General features: G+C 71.9%; 21 protein-coding genes. 20 read left to right on the top strand and 1 reads right to left on the bottom strand.

Going from position 1 to position 20741, the window contains the following annotated elements; genetic code table 11:
• The first annotated feature begins 355 nt into the window (after nt 1-355).
• From OHB56_RS30000 to ffh, 4 genes are all read left to right on the top strand, one after another.
• Nucleotides 356-1696 (top strand): ammonium transporter, encoded by a 1341-nt coding sequence (locus OHB56_RS30000; RefSeq protein ID WP_326754937.1) that lies wholly within the window; start codon nt 356-358, stop codon nt 1694-1696.
• Nucleotides 1693-2031, top strand: a complete 339-nt coding sequence (locus tag OHB56_RS30005; protein WP_055597153.1) for a P-II family nitrogen regulator — start codon at nt 1693-1695, stop codon at nt 2029-2031. The genes OHB56_RS30000 and OHB56_RS30005 overlap by 4 nt, the downstream gene beginning before the upstream one ends.
• Nucleotides 2032-2059: 28 nt before the next feature.
• Complete coding sequence (locus OHB56_RS30010; RefSeq protein WP_326754938.1) at nt 2060-4531, top strand: [protein-PII] uridylyltransferase; 2472 nt, start codon at nt 2060-2062, stop codon at nt 4529-4531.
• Between the two features lie 223 nt (nt 4532-4754).
• Complete coding sequence (gene ffh, locus OHB56_RS30015) at nt 4755-6305, top strand: signal recognition particle protein (RefSeq protein ID WP_326754939.1); 1551 nt, start codon at nt 4755-4757, stop codon at nt 6303-6305.
• A gap of 93 nt (nt 6306-6398) precedes the next feature.
• On the opposite strand, the gene OHB56_RS30020 is transcribed toward ffh, so the two are convergent.
• On the bottom strand, nt 6399-7298 hold the full coding sequence (locus OHB56_RS30020) for a methyltransferase domain-containing protein (RefSeq protein ID WP_406356647.1): 900 nt from the start codon (nt 7296-7298) through the stop codon (nt 6399-6401).
• A 618-nt stretch (nt 7299-7916) separates the two neighbouring features.
• Between OHB56_RS30020 and OHB56_RS30025 the strand changes: the two genes are divergently transcribed.
• The 16 genes from OHB56_RS30025 to whiG all read left to right on the top strand — a co-directional run bounded on the left by OHB56_RS30025 (nt 7917) and on the right by whiG (nt 20648).
• Nucleotides 7917-8519: a hypothetical protein gene (locus OHB56_RS30025; protein ID WP_326754941.1), complete on the top strand. Its 603-nt coding sequence runs from the start codon at nt 7917-7919 to the stop codon at nt 8517-8519.
• 335 nt (nt 8520-8854) lie between these two features.
• Nucleotides 8855-9274, top strand: a complete 420-nt coding sequence (rpsP, locus tag OHB56_RS30030; RefSeq protein WP_055597158.1) for a 30S ribosomal protein S16 — start codon at nt 8855-8857, stop codon at nt 9272-9274.
• Nucleotides 9275-9276: 2 nt separating this feature from the next.
• Nucleotides 9277-9516, top strand: a complete 240-nt coding sequence (locus OHB56_RS30035; protein WP_055597159.1) for an RNA-binding protein — start codon at nt 9277-9279, stop codon at nt 9514-9516.
• 81 nt (nt 9517-9597) lie between these two features.
• Nucleotides 9598-10185 carry a ribosome maturation factor RimM gene (rimM, locus tag OHB56_RS30040; RefSeq protein WP_326754942.1) on the top strand — a complete coding sequence of 196 codons (588 nt, stop codon included), beginning with the start codon at nt 9598-9600 and terminating at the stop codon, nt 10183-10185.
• On the top strand, nt 10185-11018 hold the full coding sequence (trmD, locus tag OHB56_RS30045; protein ID WP_406356650.1) for a tRNA (guanosine(37)-N1)-methyltransferase TrmD: 834 nt from the start codon (nt 10185-10187) through the stop codon (nt 11016-11018). Before rimM ends, trmD begins: the two co-directional genes overlap by 1 nt.
• Before the next feature lie 131 nt (nt 11019-11149).
• Entirely contained in the window at nt 11150-11500 is a 351-nt protein-coding gene (gene rplS, locus OHB56_RS30050) for a 50S ribosomal protein L19 (protein WP_326754944.1), read from the top strand.
• Nucleotides 11501-11533: 33 nt separating this feature from the next.
• A complete protein-coding gene (gene lepB / locus OHB56_RS30055) occupies nt 11534-12292 on the top strand; it encodes a signal peptidase I (protein WP_326754945.1) in 759 nt (252 codons plus the stop codon).
• Nucleotides 12285-13379, top strand: a complete 1095-nt coding sequence (gene lepB / locus OHB56_RS30060) for a signal peptidase I (RefSeq protein ID WP_326754946.1) — start codon at nt 12285-12287, stop codon at nt 13377-13379. Before lepB (OHB56_RS30055) ends, lepB (OHB56_RS30060) begins: the two co-directional genes overlap by 8 nt.
• Complete coding sequence (gene lepB / locus OHB56_RS30065; protein WP_326754947.1) at nt 13267-14259, top strand: signal peptidase I; 993 nt, start codon at nt 13267-13269, stop codon at nt 14257-14259. The genes lepB (OHB56_RS30060) and lepB (OHB56_RS30065) overlap by 113 nt, the downstream gene beginning before the upstream one ends.
• Before the next feature lie 79 nt (nt 14260-14338).
• The gene (gene lepB, locus OHB56_RS30070; RefSeq protein ID WP_406356653.1) at nt 14339-15124 is read left to right on the top strand and encodes a signal peptidase I; all 786 of its coding nucleotides are present in this window, start codon (nt 14339-14341) and stop codon (nt 15122-15124) included.
• Nucleotides 15114-15668, top strand: coding sequence for an NUDIX hydrolase (locus tag OHB56_RS30075; RefSeq protein WP_326754949.1), 555 nt, complete (start codon nt 15114-15116; stop codon nt 15666-15668). The genes lepB (OHB56_RS30070) and OHB56_RS30075 overlap by 11 nt, the downstream gene beginning before the upstream one ends.
• Before the next feature lie 115 nt (nt 15669-15783).
• Nucleotides 15784-16092, top strand: a complete 309-nt coding sequence (locus OHB56_RS30080; protein WP_003965949.1) for a DUF2469 domain-containing protein — start codon at nt 15784-15786, stop codon at nt 16090-16092.
• Between the two features lie 99 nt (nt 16093-16191).
• Entirely contained in the window at nt 16192-16596 is a 405-nt protein-coding gene (locus OHB56_RS30085) for a YraN family protein (protein WP_406356655.1), read from the top strand.
• A gap of 1 nt (nt 16597) precedes the next feature.
• Nucleotides 16598-18223 (top strand): YifB family Mg chelatase-like AAA ATPase, encoded by a 1626-nt coding sequence (locus OHB56_RS30090; RefSeq protein WP_326754951.1) that lies wholly within the window; start codon nt 16598-16600, stop codon nt 18221-18223.
• Nucleotides 18220-19443: a DNA-processing protein DprA gene (dprA, locus tag OHB56_RS30095; RefSeq protein ID WP_406356658.1), complete on the top strand. Its 1224-nt coding sequence runs from the start codon at nt 18220-18222 to the stop codon at nt 19441-19443. Before OHB56_RS30090 ends, dprA begins: the two co-directional genes overlap by 4 nt.
• Before the next feature lie 362 nt (nt 19444-19805).
• Nucleotides 19806-20648 carry an RNA polymerase sigma factor WhiG gene (whiG, locus tag OHB56_RS30100; protein WP_055597171.1) on the top strand — a complete coding sequence of 281 codons (843 nt, stop codon included), beginning with the start codon at nt 19806-19808 and terminating at the stop codon, nt 20646-20648.
• Nucleotides 20649-20741 lie beyond the last annotated feature (93 nt).

The raw sequence follows: 20741 nt of genomic DNA on the forward strand, positions 1-20741 counted from the left end.
TCCCGGGGAACTCCGGGAAAACCCAGAACACCGGCCGCGGCCGGCCCTCCCGAACTGCCCGACTCGGCTCCCCCATGCCAGGTCATCGGAAGGCCCGCCGCGGCCGGCCTTTTCTCCCCGGCCACGGCCGCACTCCCGTACACCGAAGGGTGCGCCACGACAACGATCGACGCGTCCCGCATCCGGCAGTTCATCGACGCGTAACACACCGGGTGCCTTCGTCACGGCGGCGAAACAGCGAGGGGCTTCCACCGAAACGGCGCTGCGCGAATCTCTTGGCGCAGAACCGGCCCACCCCTCACGACCCGCTCAGGCTTCGCCCGCACGGGGCCGTACCAACGACGAGGAGACGCCGATGGCACCAGCCATCACCCTTGCCGCAGAAGCGCCCACGCTCTCTGCCGCCAACACAGGGTTCATGCTCATCTGTTCCGCTCTGGTGATGCTCATGACGCCGGGCCTGGCCTTCTTCTACGGAGGCATGGTCCGGGTCAAAAGCACCCTGAACATGCTGATGATGAGCTTCATCAGCCTGGGAATCGTCACCATCCTGTGGGTGCTGTACGGCTTCTCCATGGCGTTCGGCACCGACTCCGGCGGCGTCGTCGGCTGGAACTCCGACTGGGTCGGCCTCAGCGACATCGGCCTGACCGAACTGTGGGACGGCTACACCATCCCCGTTTTCGTCTTCCTGGTCTTCCAGCTGATGTTCGCCGTCCTCACGCCCGCCCTGATCAGCGGCGCGCTCGCGGACCGCGTGAAGTTCACCGCGTGGGGGCTGTTCGTCGCGCTGTGGGCCACCGTCGTCTACTTCCCGGTCGCCCACTGGGTCTGGGGCTCCGGCGGCTGGGCCTTCGAGCTGGGCGTCATCGACTTCGCCGGCGGTACGGCCGTCCACATCAACGCGGGCGCCGCCGCACTCGGCGTCATCCTGGTGATCGGCAAGCGGATCGGATTCAAGAAGGACCCGATGCGCCCGCACAGCCTGCCGCTGGTCATGCTCGGCGCCGCGCTGCTGTGGTTCGGCTGGTTCGGCTTCAACGCCGGTTCCTGGCTCGGCAACGACGACGGCGTCGGCGCGCTGATGTTCGTCAACACCCAGGTCGCCGCCGCCGCCGCCGTCCTCGGCTGGCTCGCCTACGAGAAGATCCGCCACGGCGCGTTCACCACGCTCGGCGCCGCCTCCGGCGCGGTCGCGGGCCTGGTCGCCATCACCCCCGCCGGCGGCGCGGTCACCCCGCTCGGCGCGATCGCCGTCGGCGCCGTCTCCGGTGTGCTGTGCGCCATGGCCGTCGGCCTGAAGTACAGGTTCGGCTACGACGACTCCCTGGACGTCGTCGGCGTCCACCTCGTCGGCGGCATCATGGGCTCCCTCCTCGTCGGCTTCTTCGCCAGCGGCAAGGGCCAGTCCGACGTCGAGGGCCTCTTCTACGGCGGCGGCCTCGACCAGTTCTGGAAGCAGTGTGCCGGTGTCTTCGGTGTCCTCGCCTACTCCCTGGTCGTCTCCGCGATCCTCGCCCTCCTCCTCGACAAGACGATCGGTATGCGGGTCTCCGACGACGACGAGGTGGCCGGCATCGACCGGGCCGAGCACGCCGAGACCGCGTACGACTTCAGCGGCGCCGGTGGCGGCGCCGCCCGCAGCACCGCCCCGGCGACCGCGGCCCGGGCCGAGAGCAAGAAGGTGGACGCATGAAGCTCATCACCGCCGTCGTCAAGCCGCACCGGCTCGACGAGATCAAGGAGGCCCTGCAGGCCTTCGGGGTGCACGGCCTGACGGTCACCGAGGCCAGCGGCTACGGCCGTCAGCGCGGCCACACCGAGGTCTACCGCGGTGCCGAGTACACCGTCGACCTGGTCCCCAAGATCCGCATCGAGGTGCTGGTCGAGGACGGCGACGCCGAGCAGCTGATCGATGTCGTCGTCAAGGCGGCCCGCACCGGCAAGATCGGCGACGGCAAGGTCTGGTCGATCCCGGTCGACACGGCCGTACGGGTCCGGACCGGCGAGCGCGGCCCGGAAGCGCTCTGAGACAGACCGACGGAACAGGAGTCGCCGGGTGACGAGCACGGACACGCACGACGAGACACAGGACTCGGGACCCAGCGGCTACGCGGCGGCCCGGCTGCGCCTCCTCACCGAGGAGGCGCGGTCCGGACCGCCGCGCCGTGCCGCCCTCGCCCGGCTCACGGACGACTGGCTCACCGGCCTGTTCGCCGCAGGCGCCGAACAGTTCCGCGGGGTCTCCCTCATCGCGGTCGGCGGCTACGGACGAGGCGAACTGTCCCCGCGCAGCGACCTCGACCTGCTCCTGCTGCACGACGGCAGCGATCCCAAGGCCGTCGCCGCCCTCGCCGACCGGCTCTGGTACCCCGTGTGGGACCTCGGCATCGCCCTCGACCACTCCGTCCGCACTCCGGCCGAGGCCCGCCGCACCGCCGGCGAGGACCTCAAGGTCCAGCTGGGCCTCCTGGACGCCCGGCACATCGCCGGGGACCTCGGACTCACCGCCGCCCTGCGCACCGCCGTCCTGGCCGACTGGCGCAACCAGGCGCCGAAACGCCTCCCCGAACTCCGGGAGCTCTGCGCCGAACGCGCCGAACGGCAGGGCGAGCTGCAGTACCTCCTGGAACCCGACCTCAAGGAGGCCCGCGGCGGACTGCGCGACGCCACCGCGCTGCGCGCCGTCGCCGCCTCCTGGCTCGCCGACGCCCCGCGCGAGGGACTCGCCGACGCCCGCCGCCGGCTCCTCGACGTACGGGACGCGCTGCACCTGACGACCGGCCGCGCCACCGACCGGCTTGCGCTCCAGGAACAGGACCAGGTCGCCGCCGCACTCGGCCTGCTCGACGCCGACACCCTGCTGCGCCAGGTGTACGAGGCCGCCCGGGGCATCGCGTACGCCGGCGACGTCACCTGGCGCGAAGTCGACCGCGTGCTGCGCTCCCGGGCCGTGCGGCCGCGGCTGCGCGCCATGATCGGTGGCGGAAAGCAGAACGCCGAGCGCTCGCCGCTGGCCGAGGGCGTCGTCGAGCAGGACGGCGAGGCGGTCCTCGCCCGCGCCGCCCGCCCCGAACGCGACCCCGTCCTCCCGCTGCGTGCCGCGGCCGCCGCCGCACAGGCGGGACTCCCGCTGTCGCTCCACGCCGTCCGGCGCCTCGCCGCCACCGTGCGCCCGCTGCCCACCCCCTGGCCCGCCGAGGCCCGCGAACAGCTGGTGACGCTGCTGGGCGCCGGCCGCCCCACCGTCGACGTCTGGGAAGCGCTGGAGGCGGAAGGCCTGATCACGCGGCTGCTGCCGGACTGGGAACGGGTCCGCTGCCGCCCGCAGCGCAACGCGGTGCACATCTGGACCGTCGACCGGCACCTCATCGAGACGGCGGTCCGCGCCAGCGCCTTCACCCGGCGCGTGCACCGCCCCGACCTGCTTCTGGTCGCCGCACTGCTGCACGACATCGGCAAGGGCTGGCCCGGCGACCACTCCGCGGCCGGCGAGACCATCGTCCGGGACATGGCCGCGCGGATCGGCTTCGACCGCGCCGACGCGGGCATCCTCGCCGCCCTCGTACGCCACCACCTGCTGCTCGTCGAGACGGCCACCCGCCGCGACCTCGACGACCCGGCCACGGTGCGCGCGGTCGCCGACACCGTCGGGGCCCAGGGCACCCTGGAGCTGCTGCACGCCCTGACCGAGGCGGACGCACTGGCCACCGGACCGGCCGCCTGGTCGGCCTGGCGCGCCTCACTCGTCGCCGACCTGGTCACACGTGTCTCGGCGGTGCTGGCCGGGGACCCGCTGGAGGAACCCGAGGCCGCCGCGCCCACCGCAGAACAGGAACGGCTCGCCCTCGAGGCGGTCGTCACCGGCGGCCCGGTGCTGTCGTTGCGTGCCCGGACCGAGCCGCCCGCCGGGTCCACGACCGGGCAGGCGGACACCCCGCAGCCGACCGGTGAACCGGAACCCCTCGGCGTGGAGCTGCTGATCGCCGTACCCGATCAGGCGGGCGTGCTCCCCGCGGTCGCCGGCGTGCTGGCCCTGCACCGCCTGACCGTCCGCACCGCCGAACTGCGCACCCTCGAACTGCCGGAGGACGTCGAGGGATCCGTCCTGCTGCTCGACTGGCGGGTCGCCGCCGAGTACGGCTCGCTGCCCCAGGCCGCCCGCCTGCGCGCCGACCTCGTCCGCGCCCTGGACGGCACCCTGAACATCGCCGGCCGCCTCGCCGAACGCGACGCCGCCCATCCGCGCCGCCGGGGCGTGGTCCCGCCCCCGGCCCGGGTGACGGTCGCCCCGGCCGCCTCCCGCCTGGCCACGGTGATCGAGGTCCGGGCGCAGGACGCACCGGGGCTGCTGTTCCGGATCGGGCAGGCGCTGGAGGATGCGGGGATGCGGGTGCGCAGCGCGCATGTGAGCACGCTGGGCGCGAATGCCGTGGACGCCTTTTACGTGACGCAGGAGCAGGGTGTGCCTTTGCCGGGCGATGAGGCGGTGGCTGTGGCTCGGGAACTGGAAGAGATGTTGCGGGCGTGACCTTCTGGGGAGGTCCTGCGTTTACCGGATACGCTCCCCGCTGCTGCGGGGATGATCCAGAGCGCGCCCTTGGCGCTGAGGTGTGCCATGCGTGCTCCCTGCCACTGCGGGGCTCCTTCCGTCCCTGTCCGCTCGCCGCAGCGGGCAGGGACGAGGTGCTTGCGCGGCCGGATACCCTGGAGTGCGACCCGAACTGCTCCCGACTCCAAGGACCGACACCGCCGTGTTCGATACTCTCTCCGACCGCTTGTCAGCCACTTTCAAGTCTCTCCGGGGCAAGGGCAGGCTGTCCGAGGCGGACATCGACGCCACGGCGCGCGAGATCCGTATCGCGCTCCTTGAGGCCGACGTGGCCCTCCCCGTCGTCCGGGCATTCATCAAGAATGTCAAGGACAGGGCTTTGGGCGCCGAGGTCTCCAAGGCCCTCAACCCGGCGCAGCAGTTCATCAAGATCGTCAACGACGAGCTGGTGGGCATCCTCGGCGGCGAGACCCGGCGCCTGCGCTTCGCCAAGCAGCCGCCGACCGTGATCATGCTGGCCGGTCTGCAGGGTGCCGGTAAGACCACCCTCGCGGGCAAGCTCGGCCACTGGCTCAAGGGGCAGGGCCACTCGCCGCTCCTGGTCGCCTGCGACCTCCAGCGCCCCAACGCCGTCAACCAGCTCAGCGTCGTCGCCGAGCGCGCCGGCGTCGCCGTCTACGCGCCCGAGCCGGGCAACGGCGTGGGCGACCCGGTCAAGGTCGCCAAGGACTCCATCGAGTTCGCCAAGTCCAAGGTCCACGACATCGTCATCGTGGACACCGCCGGCCGCCTGGGCATCGACCAGGAGCTGATGCGGCAGGCCGCGGACATCAGGGACGCGGTCTCGCCGGACGAGATCCTCTTCGTCGTCGACGCGATGATCGGCCAGGACGCCGTCAACACCGCCGAGGCCTTCCGCGACGGCGTCGGCTTCGACGGCGTGGTGCTCTCCAAGCTCGACGGCGACGCCCGCGGTGGTGCGGCCCTGTCGATCGCCTCGGTGACCGGCAAGCCGATCATGTTCGCGTCGAACGGCGAGAAGCTCGACGAGTTCGACGCCTTCCACCCCGACCGGATGGCCTCCCGCATCCTCGACATGGGTGACCTGCTCACCCTGATCGAGCAGGCGGAGAAGACGTTCAGCCAGGACGAGGCCGAGAAGATGGCCTCCAAGCTGGCGTCGAAGAAGGGCCAGGACTTCACCCTGGACGACTTCCTGGCCCAGATGGAGCAGGTCAGGAAGATGGGCAGCATCTCGAAGCTGCTCGGCATGCTCCCCGGCATGGGGCAGATCAAGGACCAGATCAACAACCTCGACGAGCGGGACGTCGACCGCACGGCCGCGATCATCAAGTCGATGACCCCGGCCGAGCGCCAGGACGCGACGATCATCAACGGCTCCCGCCGCGCCCGTATCGCCAAGGGCTCCGGCGTCGAGGTCAGCGCGGTGAAGAACCTTGTCGAGCGCTTCTTCGAGGCCCGCAAGATGATGTCCCGCATGGCCCAGGGCGGCGGCATGCCGGGGATGCCCGGGATGCCGGGCATGGGCGGCGGTCCCGGCCGGGCGAAGAAGAAGCAGAAGCAGGCCAAGGGCAAGCAGCGCTCCGGCAACCCGATGAAGCGCAAGCAGCAGGAGGAGGAGGCCGCCCAGCGCCGCGCCGCCGCGGCCGAGGGGGGCAACGCCTTCGGGCTGCCGCAGCAGGGCAGCCAGGACTTCGAGCTGCCGGACGAGTTCAAGAAGTTCATGGGCTGACCGCTCCGGGACCGGCGGTCCTTCCCGCGTCACGGGGGCACCTCTTCGGCGGAGGCGCCCTCGTGACGTATGTGCGCGGTGTCCGCGACGGTGTCAGGGTGTCCGGGCGATCAGATACCGGAAGACGTTCGGCATCCACACCGTCCCGTCCTGCCGCTCGTACGGGTGCAGCGCCTCGGCGATTTCCTTGTCCACCTGGATCCGGTCCGTCGCCGCGACCGCCGGATCGAACAGCCCCGTCGACAGCAGACCCCGTACGGCGCTGTCCACGTCGGCGTATCCGAAGGGGCAGGCCACCCGTCCCGAGCCGTCCGGCCTGAGGCCCGCCCGCCGGGCGACGTCCTCCAGGTCGTCGCGGTGCGCGGGGCGCCAGGTTCCCGTGCCGCGCAGCGGCTCCGCCAGCCTGGTGGCCACCCGGAGCACGGACGCCGTGGCGCAGCGTTCCGGCGGGCCCCAGCCGGCGAGCACCACGGCAGCTCCGTGACCGGTGAGCGGAACCGCCTCGGCGAGCTGTTCGCTCAGCCCGTCCGCGTCCCCCGCGAGGCACCCGATGGGTTCGAAGGCGGTCACCACGGTGTACGCGGGGTCGTCCCCGCCGGCCGTGCCGGTACCGGAAGCCGCCGTGTCAGCCGTGCCCCCGCGGACCGTGTCCCCGGGGGAGCCGTCCACGATCCGGGCGTCCGCACGCGCGTGTGGGTCCCGCCCGGCGGGCAGCAGCCGCTCGCGCGCGACGGCCAACCGGTCCGACGAGGTGTCGACACCGGTGACCGCGGCGCCCCGGGAGGCCGCCATCAGCAGGGCGAGCCCCGAACCGCAGCCGAGGCCGAGCAGCCGCGCCCCGGACCCCACGTCCAATCGCTCGTAGACGGCCTCGTAGAGCGGTACGAGCATCCTCTCCTGTATCTCGGACCAGTCACGCGCGCGTGCCCGCCGGTCCACGCGAGGGCCGTGGCCTGTGCGAGGAAGGTGCTGCCGCACGAGCGTAGGTGTCATAGGTAAGCGCCCCAATCAGCCGAGAGTTGCCGCGCCGTCCGATCGCCTCGCCCCCGCGCGGCGCGCTCGCACTACCCCCGTCATGCCAGGAAACTCCGCCCTCGACCCGGCGTCCAGTGGAGCGGGGCGATGGCTTGGGAGTTGCTCGTGCCAGTGGCAAGAATTCACATTCCGGTAATCCGGGGGAGACCGGATGGTTCCGGCCAAGGTCCACAAACCGGTGATCGCGGACGGGCCGGGACGGGTGGAGGGAGCGGAGGGCGGGAGGGGGACGGCCCGCCGTCGGGTCCCGGCGGCGGACGGGGTAACGTCGTGACCCTGGCACGCGCCCGCAGAGCCGGGGCCGGTCCGGGGCCGCTCCGTCGGGAGTGCGGCCGAAACGCCCCTTGCGCATCCGTGGGTCACGGGAGAACCGGCGCGCGGACACCGCGTACGCGCCGGACCGGGGGGCCGTGTACGTCAGCCTACGCACCACCTTGAGGTGAGCTGTGAGGCTTCTCCGCAGATCAGCGCACCCGCCCTCGTCGGGACGCATGAGCGCATACTGACGGGTAAGGGCAAATTATTTGGGATGCCCCGGAATCGGAACACAGAGGCACCCCGGCTCGTTGTCATTACGTGAGCACGACACAGACACCACCTGTACTCGCCGCAGAACTGGCGCAGGCGTGGGCCGATATTCAGCGGTACCACCCCGAGCTGCCCGATCTTGCCGCGCCCGAGTCCCTGATCGGGGAGTCGTCGTCCGCGTGCGGTCACGAGCTCTCCTTCGAGCGACTGCTGCACGAGGCAGTCCATGGCATCGCCGCCGCACGCGGCGTACGCGACACTTCCCGCGCAGGCCGCTACCACAACCGCAGGTTCCTCGCGATCGCCGAGGAGCTGGGCCTGGACCATCCCGACGAGCCGCATCCCAGCAGCGGCTTCTCGCTGGTCTCCCTCACCCCGGAGGCGAAGCGCCGCTACCGTCCCACGATCGAGCGCCTCCAGCGCGCCCTGAAGGCGCATTCCGCCGCGACCGCGGGCGACACCGCCCGCAGTTTCCGCGGTCCGGCGGCGCGTCACGGCTCGTCCGGCGGCGGTGTGCGCGTCAAGGCCGTCTGCGACTGCGGCCGCAACGTGCGGGTCGTCCCGTCGGTCCTGGCGCAGGCCCCCATCGTCTGCGGCGGCTGCGGCAAGCCGTTCCGGATTCCCGAGGGGGTGGCCGCGGCCGCGGGCTGACGGCAATCGGCACCTCGTGGGTGCCGGACGCACGTCGGACGCGCGGATGCCGTCCACTCCCGCGCATCCGCGGCGGTCGTGCCGCCTCGCCGGCACCTGGCGCGGCACGACCGCCGCCCTGCCGGGTGCCGGCGAGGCGTGCCCCGCTGCGGCCTGCCGCACCCCGCGGTCCCCGGTGCCCCGCGGGATGTGGCAGAATGGCCAGCTGTACTCGACGGCCGTACAGGACCCCTCTCTCCTCCGGCTGACGCGTCCATCGGGCACTCGGGTACCGCAACCCCACGCGGCCGTCTCGCCGTGCCCAACCACGTCAAAAACCAGGAGAACCCACTCCCGTGGCAGTCAAGATCAAGCTGAAGCGTCTGGGCAAGATCCGTTCGCCTCACTACCGCATCGTCGTCGCCGACTCCCGTACCCGCCGTGACGGCCGGGCCATCGAAGAGATCGGCAAGTACCACCCGACGTACAACCCGTCGGTGATGGAGGTCGACGCCGAGCGTGTGGCGTACTGGCTCGGCGTCGGCGCCCAGCCGACCGAGCCCGTGCTCGCCATCCTGAAGAAGACCGGCGACTGGCAGAAGTTCAAGGGCGAGCCCGCCCCGGCTCCGCTGCTCCAGCAGGCCGAGAAGGCCGCCCGCCCGTCGTTCGAGGCGCTCGGCGGCGAGGACGAGGGCAAGGGTGAGGCCATCACCCAGAAGAAGAAGACTGAGAAGAAGGACGAGGCCCCGGCCGAGTCCGCGTCGACCGAGGCCTGAGCATGCTCGAGGAGGCTCTCGAGCACCTCGTGAAGGGCATCGTCGACCATCCTGACGATGTGCAGGTCGCCTCGCGCGACCTGCGTCGCGGGCGTGTGCTCGAGGTCCGGGTCCACCCGGACGACCTCGGCAAGGTGATCGGCCGCAACGGCCGCACCGCACGCGCCCTGCGCACCGTCGTGGGCGCCATCGGCGGCCGCGGTGTCCGCGTCGACCTCGTCGACGTGGACCACGTCCGCTGACGCTCAGCGCAACCGGCTCGGGCCGGGGAGGGCCTCAGGGCCGTCCCCGGCCCGTTGTCGTACGACAGGAGAACAAGCACAGTGCAGCTGGTAGTCGCTCGCATCGGCCGCGCCCACGGCATCAAGGGCGAGGTCACCGTGGAGGTCCGCACCGACGAGCCGGAGCTGAGACTCGGGCCCGGTGCCGTCCTGGCCACCGATCCCGCCTCCGCCGGACCGCTCACCATCGAGACCGGCCGGGTGCACAGCGGCCGTCTCCTGCTGCGCTTCGAGGGCGTCCGTGACCGCACCGGCGCCGAGGCGCTGCGCAACACCCTCCTCATCGCCGAGATCGACCCGGACGAGCAGCCCGAGGACGAGGGCGAGTACTACGACCACCAGCTGATCGACCTCGACGTCGTCACCCGGGACGGGCAGCAGGTGGGCCGGATCACCGAGATCGCCCACCTGCCGACGCAGGACCTCTTCGTGGTGGAGCGGCCCGACGGCAGCGAGGTGCTCGTGCCGTTCGTGGAGCAGATCGTCACCGAGATCGACCTCGAGGAACAGCGTGCGGTCATCGACCCGCCGCCGGGCCTCATCGACGATCGGGCCGCCCGCGACGAAGTCGCTGATGGACACGGCGCCGCCTCGCGGGACGAGACCGCCGCCTCGCGGGACGAGGCCTGATGCGGCTCGACGTCGTCACCATCTTCCCCGAGTACCTCGAACCGCTGAACGTCTCCCTCGTCGGCAAGGCGCGCGCGCGTGGCCGGCTGAACGTCCAGGTGCACGACCTCCGCTCCTGGACCCACGACCGGCACAACACCGTCGACGACACCCCGTACGGCGGCGGTCCCGGCATGGTCATGAAGACCGAGCCGTGGGGCGAGGCGCTCGACGAGATCCTGGCGAACGGCTACGAGGCGGGCGCGCACGCGCCCGCCCTGATCGTCCCCACCCCCAGCGGGCGCCCCTTCACCCAGGAACTCGCCGTCCACCTCTCCGAGCGCCCCTGGCTGATCTTCACCCCGGCCCGTTACGAAGGCATCGACCGGCGCGTCGTCGACGAGTACACGACCCGCGTGCCGGTGTACGAGGTGTCCATCGGCGACTACGTCCTGGCCGGCGGCGAGGCGGCCGTCCTCGTCGTCACCGAGGCCGTGGCCCGGCTGCTGCCCGGAGTCCTGGGCAACGCCGAGTCCCACCGGGACGACTCCTTCGCCCCGGGCGCCATGGCCAACCTCCTGGAAGGCCCCGTGCACACCAAGCCGCCCGTCTGGCGCGGCCGGGGAATTCCCGAGGTGCTGCTCAGCGGACACCACGGGAAGATCGCCCGCTGGCGGCGCGACGAGGCGCTGAGGCGCACCACGGCCAACCGGCCCGACCTCATCGAGCGCTGCGATCCCGAGACCTTCGACAAGAAGGACCGCGAGATGCTCTCCATCCTGGGCTGGGAGCCGGACCCGGCCGGGGAGCCGTACGGCCGATTTTGGCGCAGGACCGGCGCCGTGGAACAATAGGCCGCTGTTGTGCGTCGTCCGGCGTGCGCCCCTGCCGCAGGGGGACACGACGCCCGCCCCGAACCGCACACCCCGATCCGAACCTCCATTGCCGTTGATGACCTGCGGCATCAGCGAAGAAAGCAGACGAAATGTCTCACCTGCTCGACTCCGTCGACTCCGCGTCGCTGCGCAGCGACCTCCCGAACTTCCGTCCCGGTGACACCGTCAACGTCCACGTGCGCGTCATCGAGGGCAACCGCTCCCGTGTGCAGCAGTTCAAGGGCGTGGTGATCCGCCGCCAGGGCGCCGGCGTGCGCGAGACCTTCACGGTCCGCAAGGTCTCCTTCTCTGTCGGCGTCGAGCGCACCTTCCCGGTGCACACCCCGATCGTCGAGAAGATCGAGGTCGTCACCAAGGGCGACGTCCGCCGCGCCAAGCTGTACTACCTGCGCGAGCTGCGCGGCAAGGCGGCGAAGATCAAGGAGAAGCGCGAGCACTGAGCGCTTCCCGGGGCCGGATAACATCTGGCCTCGATGGACACCGAAGCACAGTCGACGGAGCGCGACCGCTCCCCCCACCCGGCCGGACCCGAGGACACCTCGGGGACCCCGGGCCCGGAGGGACGGTCGCGTTCCGCGTTGGCAGGGCGCCTCGTGGGATGGCTTCCCGGGGGCCGGATCACCGCGGCCCTGTTCCTCGTGCTGCTGCTCCTGCCGGCGCTCAGCACCTTCGTGGCCCAGCCGTTCCAGATCCCCAGCGGATCGATGGAGCCCGCGTTGAGGGCCGGGGACCGTGTTCTCGTACTCAAGTTGGCATACCGTTTCGGTGCGGAACCGCAGCGCGGCGACGTGGTCGTGTTCGACGGCACCGAGTATTTCGGGGACGCCGACTACATCAAGCGCGTTGTCGGTGTGGGCGGCGACCGCGTGGTCTGCTGCGACAAGGACGGGAGGATCCGGGTGAACGGCCGGACGGTCGACGAGTCGGGTTTCCTGTTCCCCGGCGAGAGCGCCTCCACGGTGCCCTTCGACGTCGCCGTCCCCGAGGACCGCCTGTTCGTCCTCGGCGACCACCGCGGCTCCTCCAGCGACTCCCGCGACCATCTCGGCTCGCCCGGCGGCGGCATGATCCCGGTGAGCAGGGTGATCGGCCGCGCCGACTGGATCGTCCAGCCCTTCGGCCGCGCCACCCGGCTGCACCGCCCCGACGCCTACGCGCGCGTACCGGCTGCGGCTCAGATGCCGGCTGCCCGGGCGAACGCGGCGCACCAGGGGGAGGGGACCCATGGGTAACCGCGGCAAACCCCGCGGCGTCCCGGCGAGCGCCGCGGACAACCTGCTGCCCACCGGCGCGCGCCGCGCGATGAGCGCGTCGAGCGGACGCAGCCGGGCCGACCGGCGCAAGCTCCAGCAGAAGGTCAAGCGGCGCCGTCGGCGCGGCGCGGTCAAGGAGATACCGCTGCTCATCGGGGTCGCCGTCCTGATAGCACTGGTGCTGAAGACGTTCCTCGTCCAGGCCTTCGTCATCCCGTCCGGCTCCATGGAGCAGACGATCCAGGTCGGCGACCGTGTCCTGGTGGACAAGCTGACCCCGTGGTTCGGCTCCAAACCGGAGCGTGGGGACGTCGTCGTGTTCAAGGACCCCGGCGGCTGGCTGCAGGACGAGCAGCCCATCCCTCAGAAGGAGGACCCGGTCGGCATCAAGCAGGTCAAGGCCGGGCTCACCTTCATCGGCCTGCTGCCCTCGGAGAACGAGAAGGACCTCATCAAACGGGTCGTGGGGGTCGGCGGCGACCAGGTCCAGTGCTGCGACACGCAGGGACGGGTCACCGTCAACGGGGTGCCCCTGGAGGAGAGCGACTACCTCTTCCCGGGCAACGCCCCGTCCACGACGCCGTTCGAGGTCACCGTGCCCCAGGGGCGCCTGTGGGTGATGGGCGATCACCGGTCCAACTCCGCCGACTCCCGTGCCCACCAGGACACCGACTACGGCGGCACCGTCTCCGAGGAGGAGGTGGTGGGCCGGGCCATGGTCATCGCCTGGCCGTTCGGCCACTGGAACACGCTGGACGAGCCGACGGCCTACGCCGCCGTGTCGGACTCGGCGCCAGGGTCGACCGCTGCCGCCCAGCTGTCGCATAGGGTTGCCCCGGACGATTCGAACGGAATGATTCAGCTCCCGAGCCCTGCGGAACTCCCGCTCGTTATGGGAGTGGTGGGCCTGCGCCGCGCATGGGGCAGGCGGCAGCACAGAGTGAGGAGCTGGCGTGGGGGATGTGGCGGTTGGCGCACGGTCCGGAGCCGACGGCGAGGAGCATCGCGGGCGTACCGCGGAGCCCTTCGGCCCGGTCGAGGACGGCGCCGTGACCTCCGGGAGTGACTCCCCGGCGGCAGGAGAGGGAAGAGTGACGGAGGACCGGTCGGAGAGCGGCGGCCGGGGGCCGGACGAGCCGCCCCGCGAGCAGAAGAAACCACGCTCCTTCTGGAAGGAGCTGCCCATCCTGGTCGGTATCGCGCTGGTCCTGGCGCTGCTGATCAAGACGTTTCTGCTGCAGGCGTTCTCCATCCCGTCGGACTCGATGCAGAACACCCTGCAGCAGGGTGACCGTGTCCTGGTCGACAAGCTCACCCCCTGGTTCGGCTCCGAGCCCGAGCGCGGCGAGGTCGTGGTCTTCCACGACCCGGACAGCTGGCTGGCGGGCGAGCCCACGCCCGCCCCCAACGCGCTCCAGACGTTCCTCAGCTGGATCGGTCTGATGCCGTCGGCGGAGGAGAAGGACCTGATCAAGCGGGTCATCGGGGTCGGCGGCGACGTCGTCGAGTGCAAGGGGACCGGCCCGCTGACGGTCAACGGCGTCGCCCTGAACGAGGCGGACTACGTCTACCCGGGCAACACCCCCTGCAGCCAGGACGACCAGGGCGGCCAGTTCAAGGTCGAGGTCCCCGAGGGCAAGATCTGGGTCATGGGCGACCACCGGCAGAACTCCCGGGACTCCCGCTACAACCGGGCCGACAAGAACAACGGCATGGTCCCGGTGAGCGAGGTCGTCGGCCGTGCCGTCGTCATCGCCTGGCCGCTCGGCCGCTGGGACATGCTCGAGGTCCCGGACACCTTCGACCAGCCGGCGCTGGGCACGCAGGCATCGGTGTCCTCGGCGCTGACGTCGGCACCCCAGGGGGTCGCGCTCGTGGGCGCGGTGCCGCTGGTGCTGTGGCGGCGCAGGTGGGACCGTCGGCGCGAGGAGGGGACCAGGGCCTGAGCGCTGCGGGCGGACGCCGGGCCGGCTGCCCCGAGGAGGGGGCTGACCAGGTCCGGTACTGCCGGGTAGGGTGCCGCCCATGACTGGTCGGAGCACGACACGTACGGCTTCGCGGGGCGGCGGTGTGCACCCGGGCCCGGCGGGCAGCCGGACCGGGCAGCGACTGTCCTCACTGGCCGTGGCCCTGGGCCTGGCGCTGTTCCTCGGCGGGTTCGTCTGGGGAGCGCTGGTGTACCTGCCGTACACCGTGCCCACCCCCTCGATGGCGCCGACGATCGGTGCCGGTGACCGGGTGCTGGCCCAGCGCGTCGACGGCGGCGACGTCCGCCGCGGCGACGTCGTGGTCTTCAAGGACGAAAACTGGGCAGACGTACCGGTCGTCAAGCGGGTGGTCGCCGTCGGCGGGGACACCGTCTCCACCGGGCAGGACGGCAGGCTGAAGGTCAACGGTACGGAGATCGACGAGCCGTATCTCTCCGAGGACGAGGCGACCGGGCTCAACGCCTTCCCGGAGGTGACCGTGCCCAAGGGCCGCCTGTTCCTGCTCGGTGACGAGCGAAGCGGCTCCCTGGACTCGACCTCCCGTCTCACCGACACCGCGAACGGCAGCGTGTCCCGCGAGGCGGTCGAGGCCCGGGTCGACGCGGTGGTCTGGCCGATGGACGGCATGCTGAAGACCCCGACAGGCTTCGAGAAGGTCGGCGACCTCTCCGCGCCGGGGCCGCTGCCGACGGTTCTCGTCATGGTCCTGGGCGGGGCCGTGCTCATCCTCGGCGGGGCCGCGTACGGTCCCCTCGCCCAGCGGGCCGGCGCCTCCCGGGCCCGTCGTGCGGACGCGGGAGCGAGGGCGGGCGATGCCGGCTGAGACGCCCCGCGCCACCGGCGATTCCCACGAGGTCCGGGGCGAGGGCGGGAGCGGAGACGGACGCGGGCTGCGCAGGGTCGCCCGCGTCGTCCTGCTGGACCCGGGGGACCGCATCCTGCTGCTGCACGGCCATGAGCCGGACGACCCCGCCGACGACTGGTGGTTCACACCCGGCGGTGGCGTGGAGGGCGACGAGACCCGTGAACAGGCGGCGCTGCGGGAACTCGCGGAGGAGACCGGCATCACGGAGGTGGAGCTGGGGCCCGTGCTGTGGCGGCGGACGTGCTCCTTCCCGTTCGCGGGCCGCCGCTGGGACCAGGACGAGTGGTACTACCTCGCCCGCACCACCAGGACGGCCACGGGAGCCACGGCACTGACCGAGCTGGAGCGGCGCAGCGTCACCGGAGCACGCTGGTGGACATGCCCGGAACTGGCTCGGGCCCATGAGACGGTGTATCCGACGAGACTCGCCGAGCTGCTGCGCACCCTGCTCGACGAGGGTCCCCCGGCCGGACCCGTGACCCTGGACACCGAGATCGTCTAGCCGCAGGCCCCGGGGGCCGTCCGGCGGCGCCCGGCGGGGTCGGCCCGGTTCGGGGACGGCGGCTCCCGGAACTGGCGCACAATGGTGGGATCGCACGGGTGAAGGGGAACATGCCATGAGCGCCGAGGACCTCGAGAAGTACGAGACCGAGATGGAGCTGAAGCTCTACCGGGAGTACCGCGACGTCGTCGGTCTGTTCAAATACGTGATCGAGACCGAGCGCCGCTTCTATCTGACCAACGACTACGAGATGCAGGTGCACTCGGTCCAGGGCGAGGTGTTCTTCGAGGTGTCCATGGCGGATGCCTGGGTCTGGGACATGTACCGGCCGGCCAGGTTCGTGAAGCAGGTGCGCGTCCTGACATTCAAGGACGTGAACATCGAGGAGCTCAACAAGAGCGACCTGGAGCTCCCGGGCGGGTGACCGAGAAGCCCGGCGGGGACATGACGCACCCCGGTGGATGACGGAGTTTTCCACAACCGCCGGGTTGTCCACCAAGATCCACTCCGGATGGCCGGCTGCGTGACGGTTGGCGCCGGAGGTGGTGCCGACATGACCCCACGACAGCAGGCACGCAGCGCACTCGGCAGGTACGGCGAGGCGCTGGCCGCGCGGCGGCTGGCGCAGGCCGGAATGACGGTCCTGGAGCGCAACTGGCGCTGCGGCAGGACCGGCGAGATCGACATCGTGGCCAGAGAGGGCGACGTCCTCGTCATCTGCGAGGTGAAGACCCGCAGGGCCGCGTCCTTCCAGCACCCCATGGAGGCGGTCACCCCCGTCAAGGCGGACCGCCTGCGGGACCTGGCGCAACGCTGGCTCCAGGAACACGGGGGAGCACCGCCCGGCGGCGTCCGCATCGACCTGGTCGGCGTCGTACTGCCGGAGCGCGGCGCGCCCCGGGTCGAGCATGCCCGGGGGGTGGCCTGAGATGGGGTTCGCCCGTACGTGTTCGGTGGCGCTGGTCGGCGTCGAGGGCGTGGTCGTGGAGGTCCAGGCCGACCTGGAACCGGGAGTGGCGGCGTTCACGCTGGTGGGACTGCCGGACAAGAGCCTGACGGAGAGCCGCGACCGGGTCAGGGCGGCGGTCGTCAACTCCGGTGCGGAATGGCCGCAGAAGAAACTCACCGTGGGGCTCAGCCCGGCGTCGGTCCCGAAGGCGGGCAGCGGCTTCGACCTCGCCGTCGCCAGCGCCGTCCTGGGTGCCGCCGAGCGGATCGACCCGCGGGTGCTCGCCGACCTCGTGATGATCGGCGAGCTGGGGCTGGACGGCAGGGTACGGCCGGTCCGGGGCACGCTGCCCGCGGTCGTCGCGGCGGCCGACGCCGGGTACGAACAGGTCGTGGTGCCCGAGTGCGCCGCCGCCGAGGCCTCGCTGGTGCCGGGCGTGTCCGTGCTGGGCGTCCGCAGCCTGCGCCAGCTGATCGCCTTCCTCACCGACGAGCCGGTGCCCGAGGAGGAACCCGCCCATCAGGGACGGCCCGACCCGCTCCTCGCCGGACTGCGGATGCCCGGCGCCGGCGCGGCCACCGGCATGCACAGCGCCGGCGCGGCGCAGTACGACACCGGCCACGACCTCGCGGACGTCGTCGGCCAGCTCCCGGCGCGGACCGGGGTGGAGGTGGCGGCGGCCGGCGGGCACCACCTTTTCCTCGAGGGGCCGCCGGGCGCGGGCAAGACCATGCTCGCGGAGCGGCTGCCCTCGCTCCTTCCCCCGCTCGACCGGCAGGAGTCCCTGGAGGTCACCGCCGTGCACTCGGTGGCCGGCCTGCTGCCCCCGGACAAGCCTTTGATCGACACCGCCCCCTACTGCGCCCCGCACCACTCGGCCACCCTGCAGGCGCTCGTCGGCGGCGGCCCCGGCATGGCCCGCCCCGGAGCCGTGTCGCTCGCGCACCGGGGCGTGCTCTTCCTCGACGAGACCCCCGAGTTCGGCAGCCACGCCCTGGACGCCCTGCGCCAGCCGCTGGAGGCAGGGCACGTCGTCATCGCGCGCAGCTCGGGCATGGTGCGCTTCCCGGCGAGGTTCCTCATGGTGCTCGCCGCCAACCCCTGTCCCTGCGGCCGCTTCTCGCCGAAGGAAACCCTGTGCGAGTGCCCGCCCTCGTCGATCCGCCGTTACCAGGCCCGGCTGTCGGGCCCGCTGCTCGACCGGGTCGACCTGCGGGTCGAGGCTGAACGCGTCACCCGCGCCGAACTGACCGCCGACGGAGCCTGCGGCGAGTCCACCGCCACGGTCGCCGGCCGGGTGCGCGCGGCCCGGGAGCGTGCCGCGAAGCGGCTCGCGGGCACCCCGTGGCGCACCAACAGCGACATCCCCGGACGGGAGCTGCGCAACCGCTGGCACGCGGCCCCCGGCGCGATGGACGAAGCCGAGCGGAGCCTGGAGCGAGGCGTGCTCAGTGCGCGCGGACTGGACCGGGTGCTGCGGGTCGCGTGGACCGTCGCCGACCTGGTCGGCCGCGACCGGCCCGACGCCAGGGACGTCGCCCTCGCACTGCAGCTGCGCACCGGCGTCCCGCGCGGGGTGCCCATGGCGATCGGGGCGCTGACATGAGAGGCGCCGCCGAGTTCGCCGCCGAGCCCGTGGGCGGACCGGTGGGCGGACCGGTGGGCGGACCGGTGGACGGGCCTGGGGACGGCGAACTCCTTGCCCGGATCTTTCTCACGCGTGTCGTCGAACCCGGCGACGAGACCGGTGGGCGGTGGGTGCGGGAGCTGGGCGCGCGGGAGGTGGCGAAGCGGCTGCGGGCAGGGGGCCGGCCGTTGCCGGGGGCGAGCGGCCGGCGCTGGGCCGGGCTGCTGGCGAGGGCCGAACGGGCCGACCCCGGCCGGGATCTCGCCGTCGCGCGGGACGCCGGGGTGCGGTTCGTGTACCCCGGCACGGCCGAGTGGCCCCGGCAGCTCGACGACCTGGGGGACGGCCGGCCCGTCGGACTGTGGGTGCGCGGCCCCGCCGACCTGCGGATGTGGGCGCTGCGCTCGGTCGCCGTCGTCGGCGCCCGCGCCTGCACCGAGTACGGCGCCCACATGGCCGCCACCCTCGCCGCCGAGCTCGCCGAGCGCGGCTGGGTCGTGGTCTCCGGCGGCGCCTACGGGGTCGACGGCGCCGCTCACCGCGGAGCGCTCGGCTCGGGCGGTGCCACCGTCGCCGTCCTCGCCTGCGGCGTCGACCGGCCCTACCCGCGCGGACACACCGGACTGATCACCAGGATCGCGGAACAAGGTCTGGTCATCGGTGAGTTGCCGCCCGGCGATCACCCGACTCAAAGCAGGTTCATCCTCCGCAACCGGGTCATCGCCGCGCTCACCCGGGGCACCGTGGTCGTCGAGGCCGCCCACCGCAGCGGCTCCCTGGTGACCGCCAGGGCGGCCGGGCGCCTCGGACGTCACACGATGGGAGTACCGGGGCCGGCCACCAGCGGGCGCTCGGCCGGGGTGCACGAACTGCTGAGGCAGGGCGCGGTGCTGGTCACCGATGCCGCGGAGATCGTCGAACTGGTCGGGGACATGGGCGAACTGGCCCCGGAACGCCGCGGGCCGGTGCTGCCCCGGGACCTGCTGCAACCCACCGCCCGCCAGGTCCTCGACGCCCTGCCCGCGCGCGGCGCGGCCCTCGTCGAGGGGATCGCGCGCGACGCGCGGACCACCCGGGACGACGCGATCGCGAGACTGTACGAACTGCGAGCACTTGGTTACGCCGAACGACACGGCGGCGGCTGGAAGTTGACACGCCAGGCGGTGATTCCGGCCGACGACGGTTCCGGGGTCCCCTGACGGAGGGTGTTCGGCCGTCCGGGGGAACGGCTACAGCCCTTGGAAAATACGTCAGTTGGAGCACCCGGGTGATCACGCAGAGCGACGTGGTTCACCCGGTGGAGTGGCGTGCGGGAGGCCCTCGCACCCGCCCCGACCTCATTCCCTCGCACACCGCGACCCCGTAGTCACGCTACGCTCACAGGCGTCTCGGCGCGGAACGCCGGCATGGAGCGGCAGCAAGGGGGAACGCCCGGCCGGCGATACCGCAGGCGATACGGACAGGCAGCACAGACGGACAGCTCGGCATCAGACAGCTCGGCATCAGGCAGACAGCTCACCCAGGCAGTACCAGTCCACTGCAGAACGGCACAAGGCGACGAATGCCCCAGCACACCTCCGGGTCCGACCGGGCGGCGATCCACCCAGCCGCCCGTGACGGTGGCAGCGTGCGGCCGCCCGCTCCCTCGACGCTCGACGAGCTGTGGCGGTCGTACAAGGCGACGGGCGACGAGCGGCTGCGGGAGCAGCTGATCCTGCACTACTCGCCGTTGGTGAAGTACGTCGCGGGCCGGGTCAGCGTGGGGCTGCCGCCCAACGTCGACCAGGCGGACTTCGTCTCCTCCGGGGTGTTCGGGCTGATCGACGCGATCGAGAAGTTCGACGTCGACCGGGAGATCAAGTTCGAGACCTACGCGATCACCCGCATCAGGGGCGCGATGATCGACGAGCTGCGGGCCCTGGACTGGATTCCGCGCTCGGTGCGGCAGAAGGCGCGCAAGGTGGAGCGGGCGTACGCGACGCTGGAGGCGCGGCTCAGGCGTACGCCGACCGAGAGCGAGGTCGCCGGCGAGATGGGCATCGCCGTGGACGAGCTGCACGCGATTTTCAGCCAGTTGTCGCTCGCCAACGTCGTCGCCCTGGAGGAGCTGCTGCATGCCGGGGGCGACGGCGGCGACCGGCTCAGTCTGATGGACACCCTGGAGGACACCACCGCCGACAATCCGGTGGAAGTGGCCGAGGACCGGGAGCTGCGACGGTTCCTGGCACGGGCGATCAACACCCTCCCGGAACGGGAGAAGACGGTGGTCACGCTGTACTACTACGAAGGGCTCACCCTGGCCGAGATCGGCCATGTGCTGGGGGTCACCGAGAGCAGGGTCAGCCAGATCCACACCAAGTCCGTACTCCAGCTCAGGGCGAAGCTGGCGAGTTTCCGGGGCTGAGCCGGCCGGCTCGACCTGCGGTCCGAGCCCACACCGGGCCCGTCGGTGGGATAGGGCCGTCCGACCTGCGGTTTCGGCCGGAGGGCTCCCGTC

The sequence above is a fragment of the Streptomyces sp. NBC_01635 genome (assembly GCF_045209715.1).
Taxonomy (GTDB): domain Bacteria; phylum Actinomycetota; class Actinomycetes; order Streptomycetales; family Streptomycetaceae; genus Streptomyces; species Streptomyces hirsutus.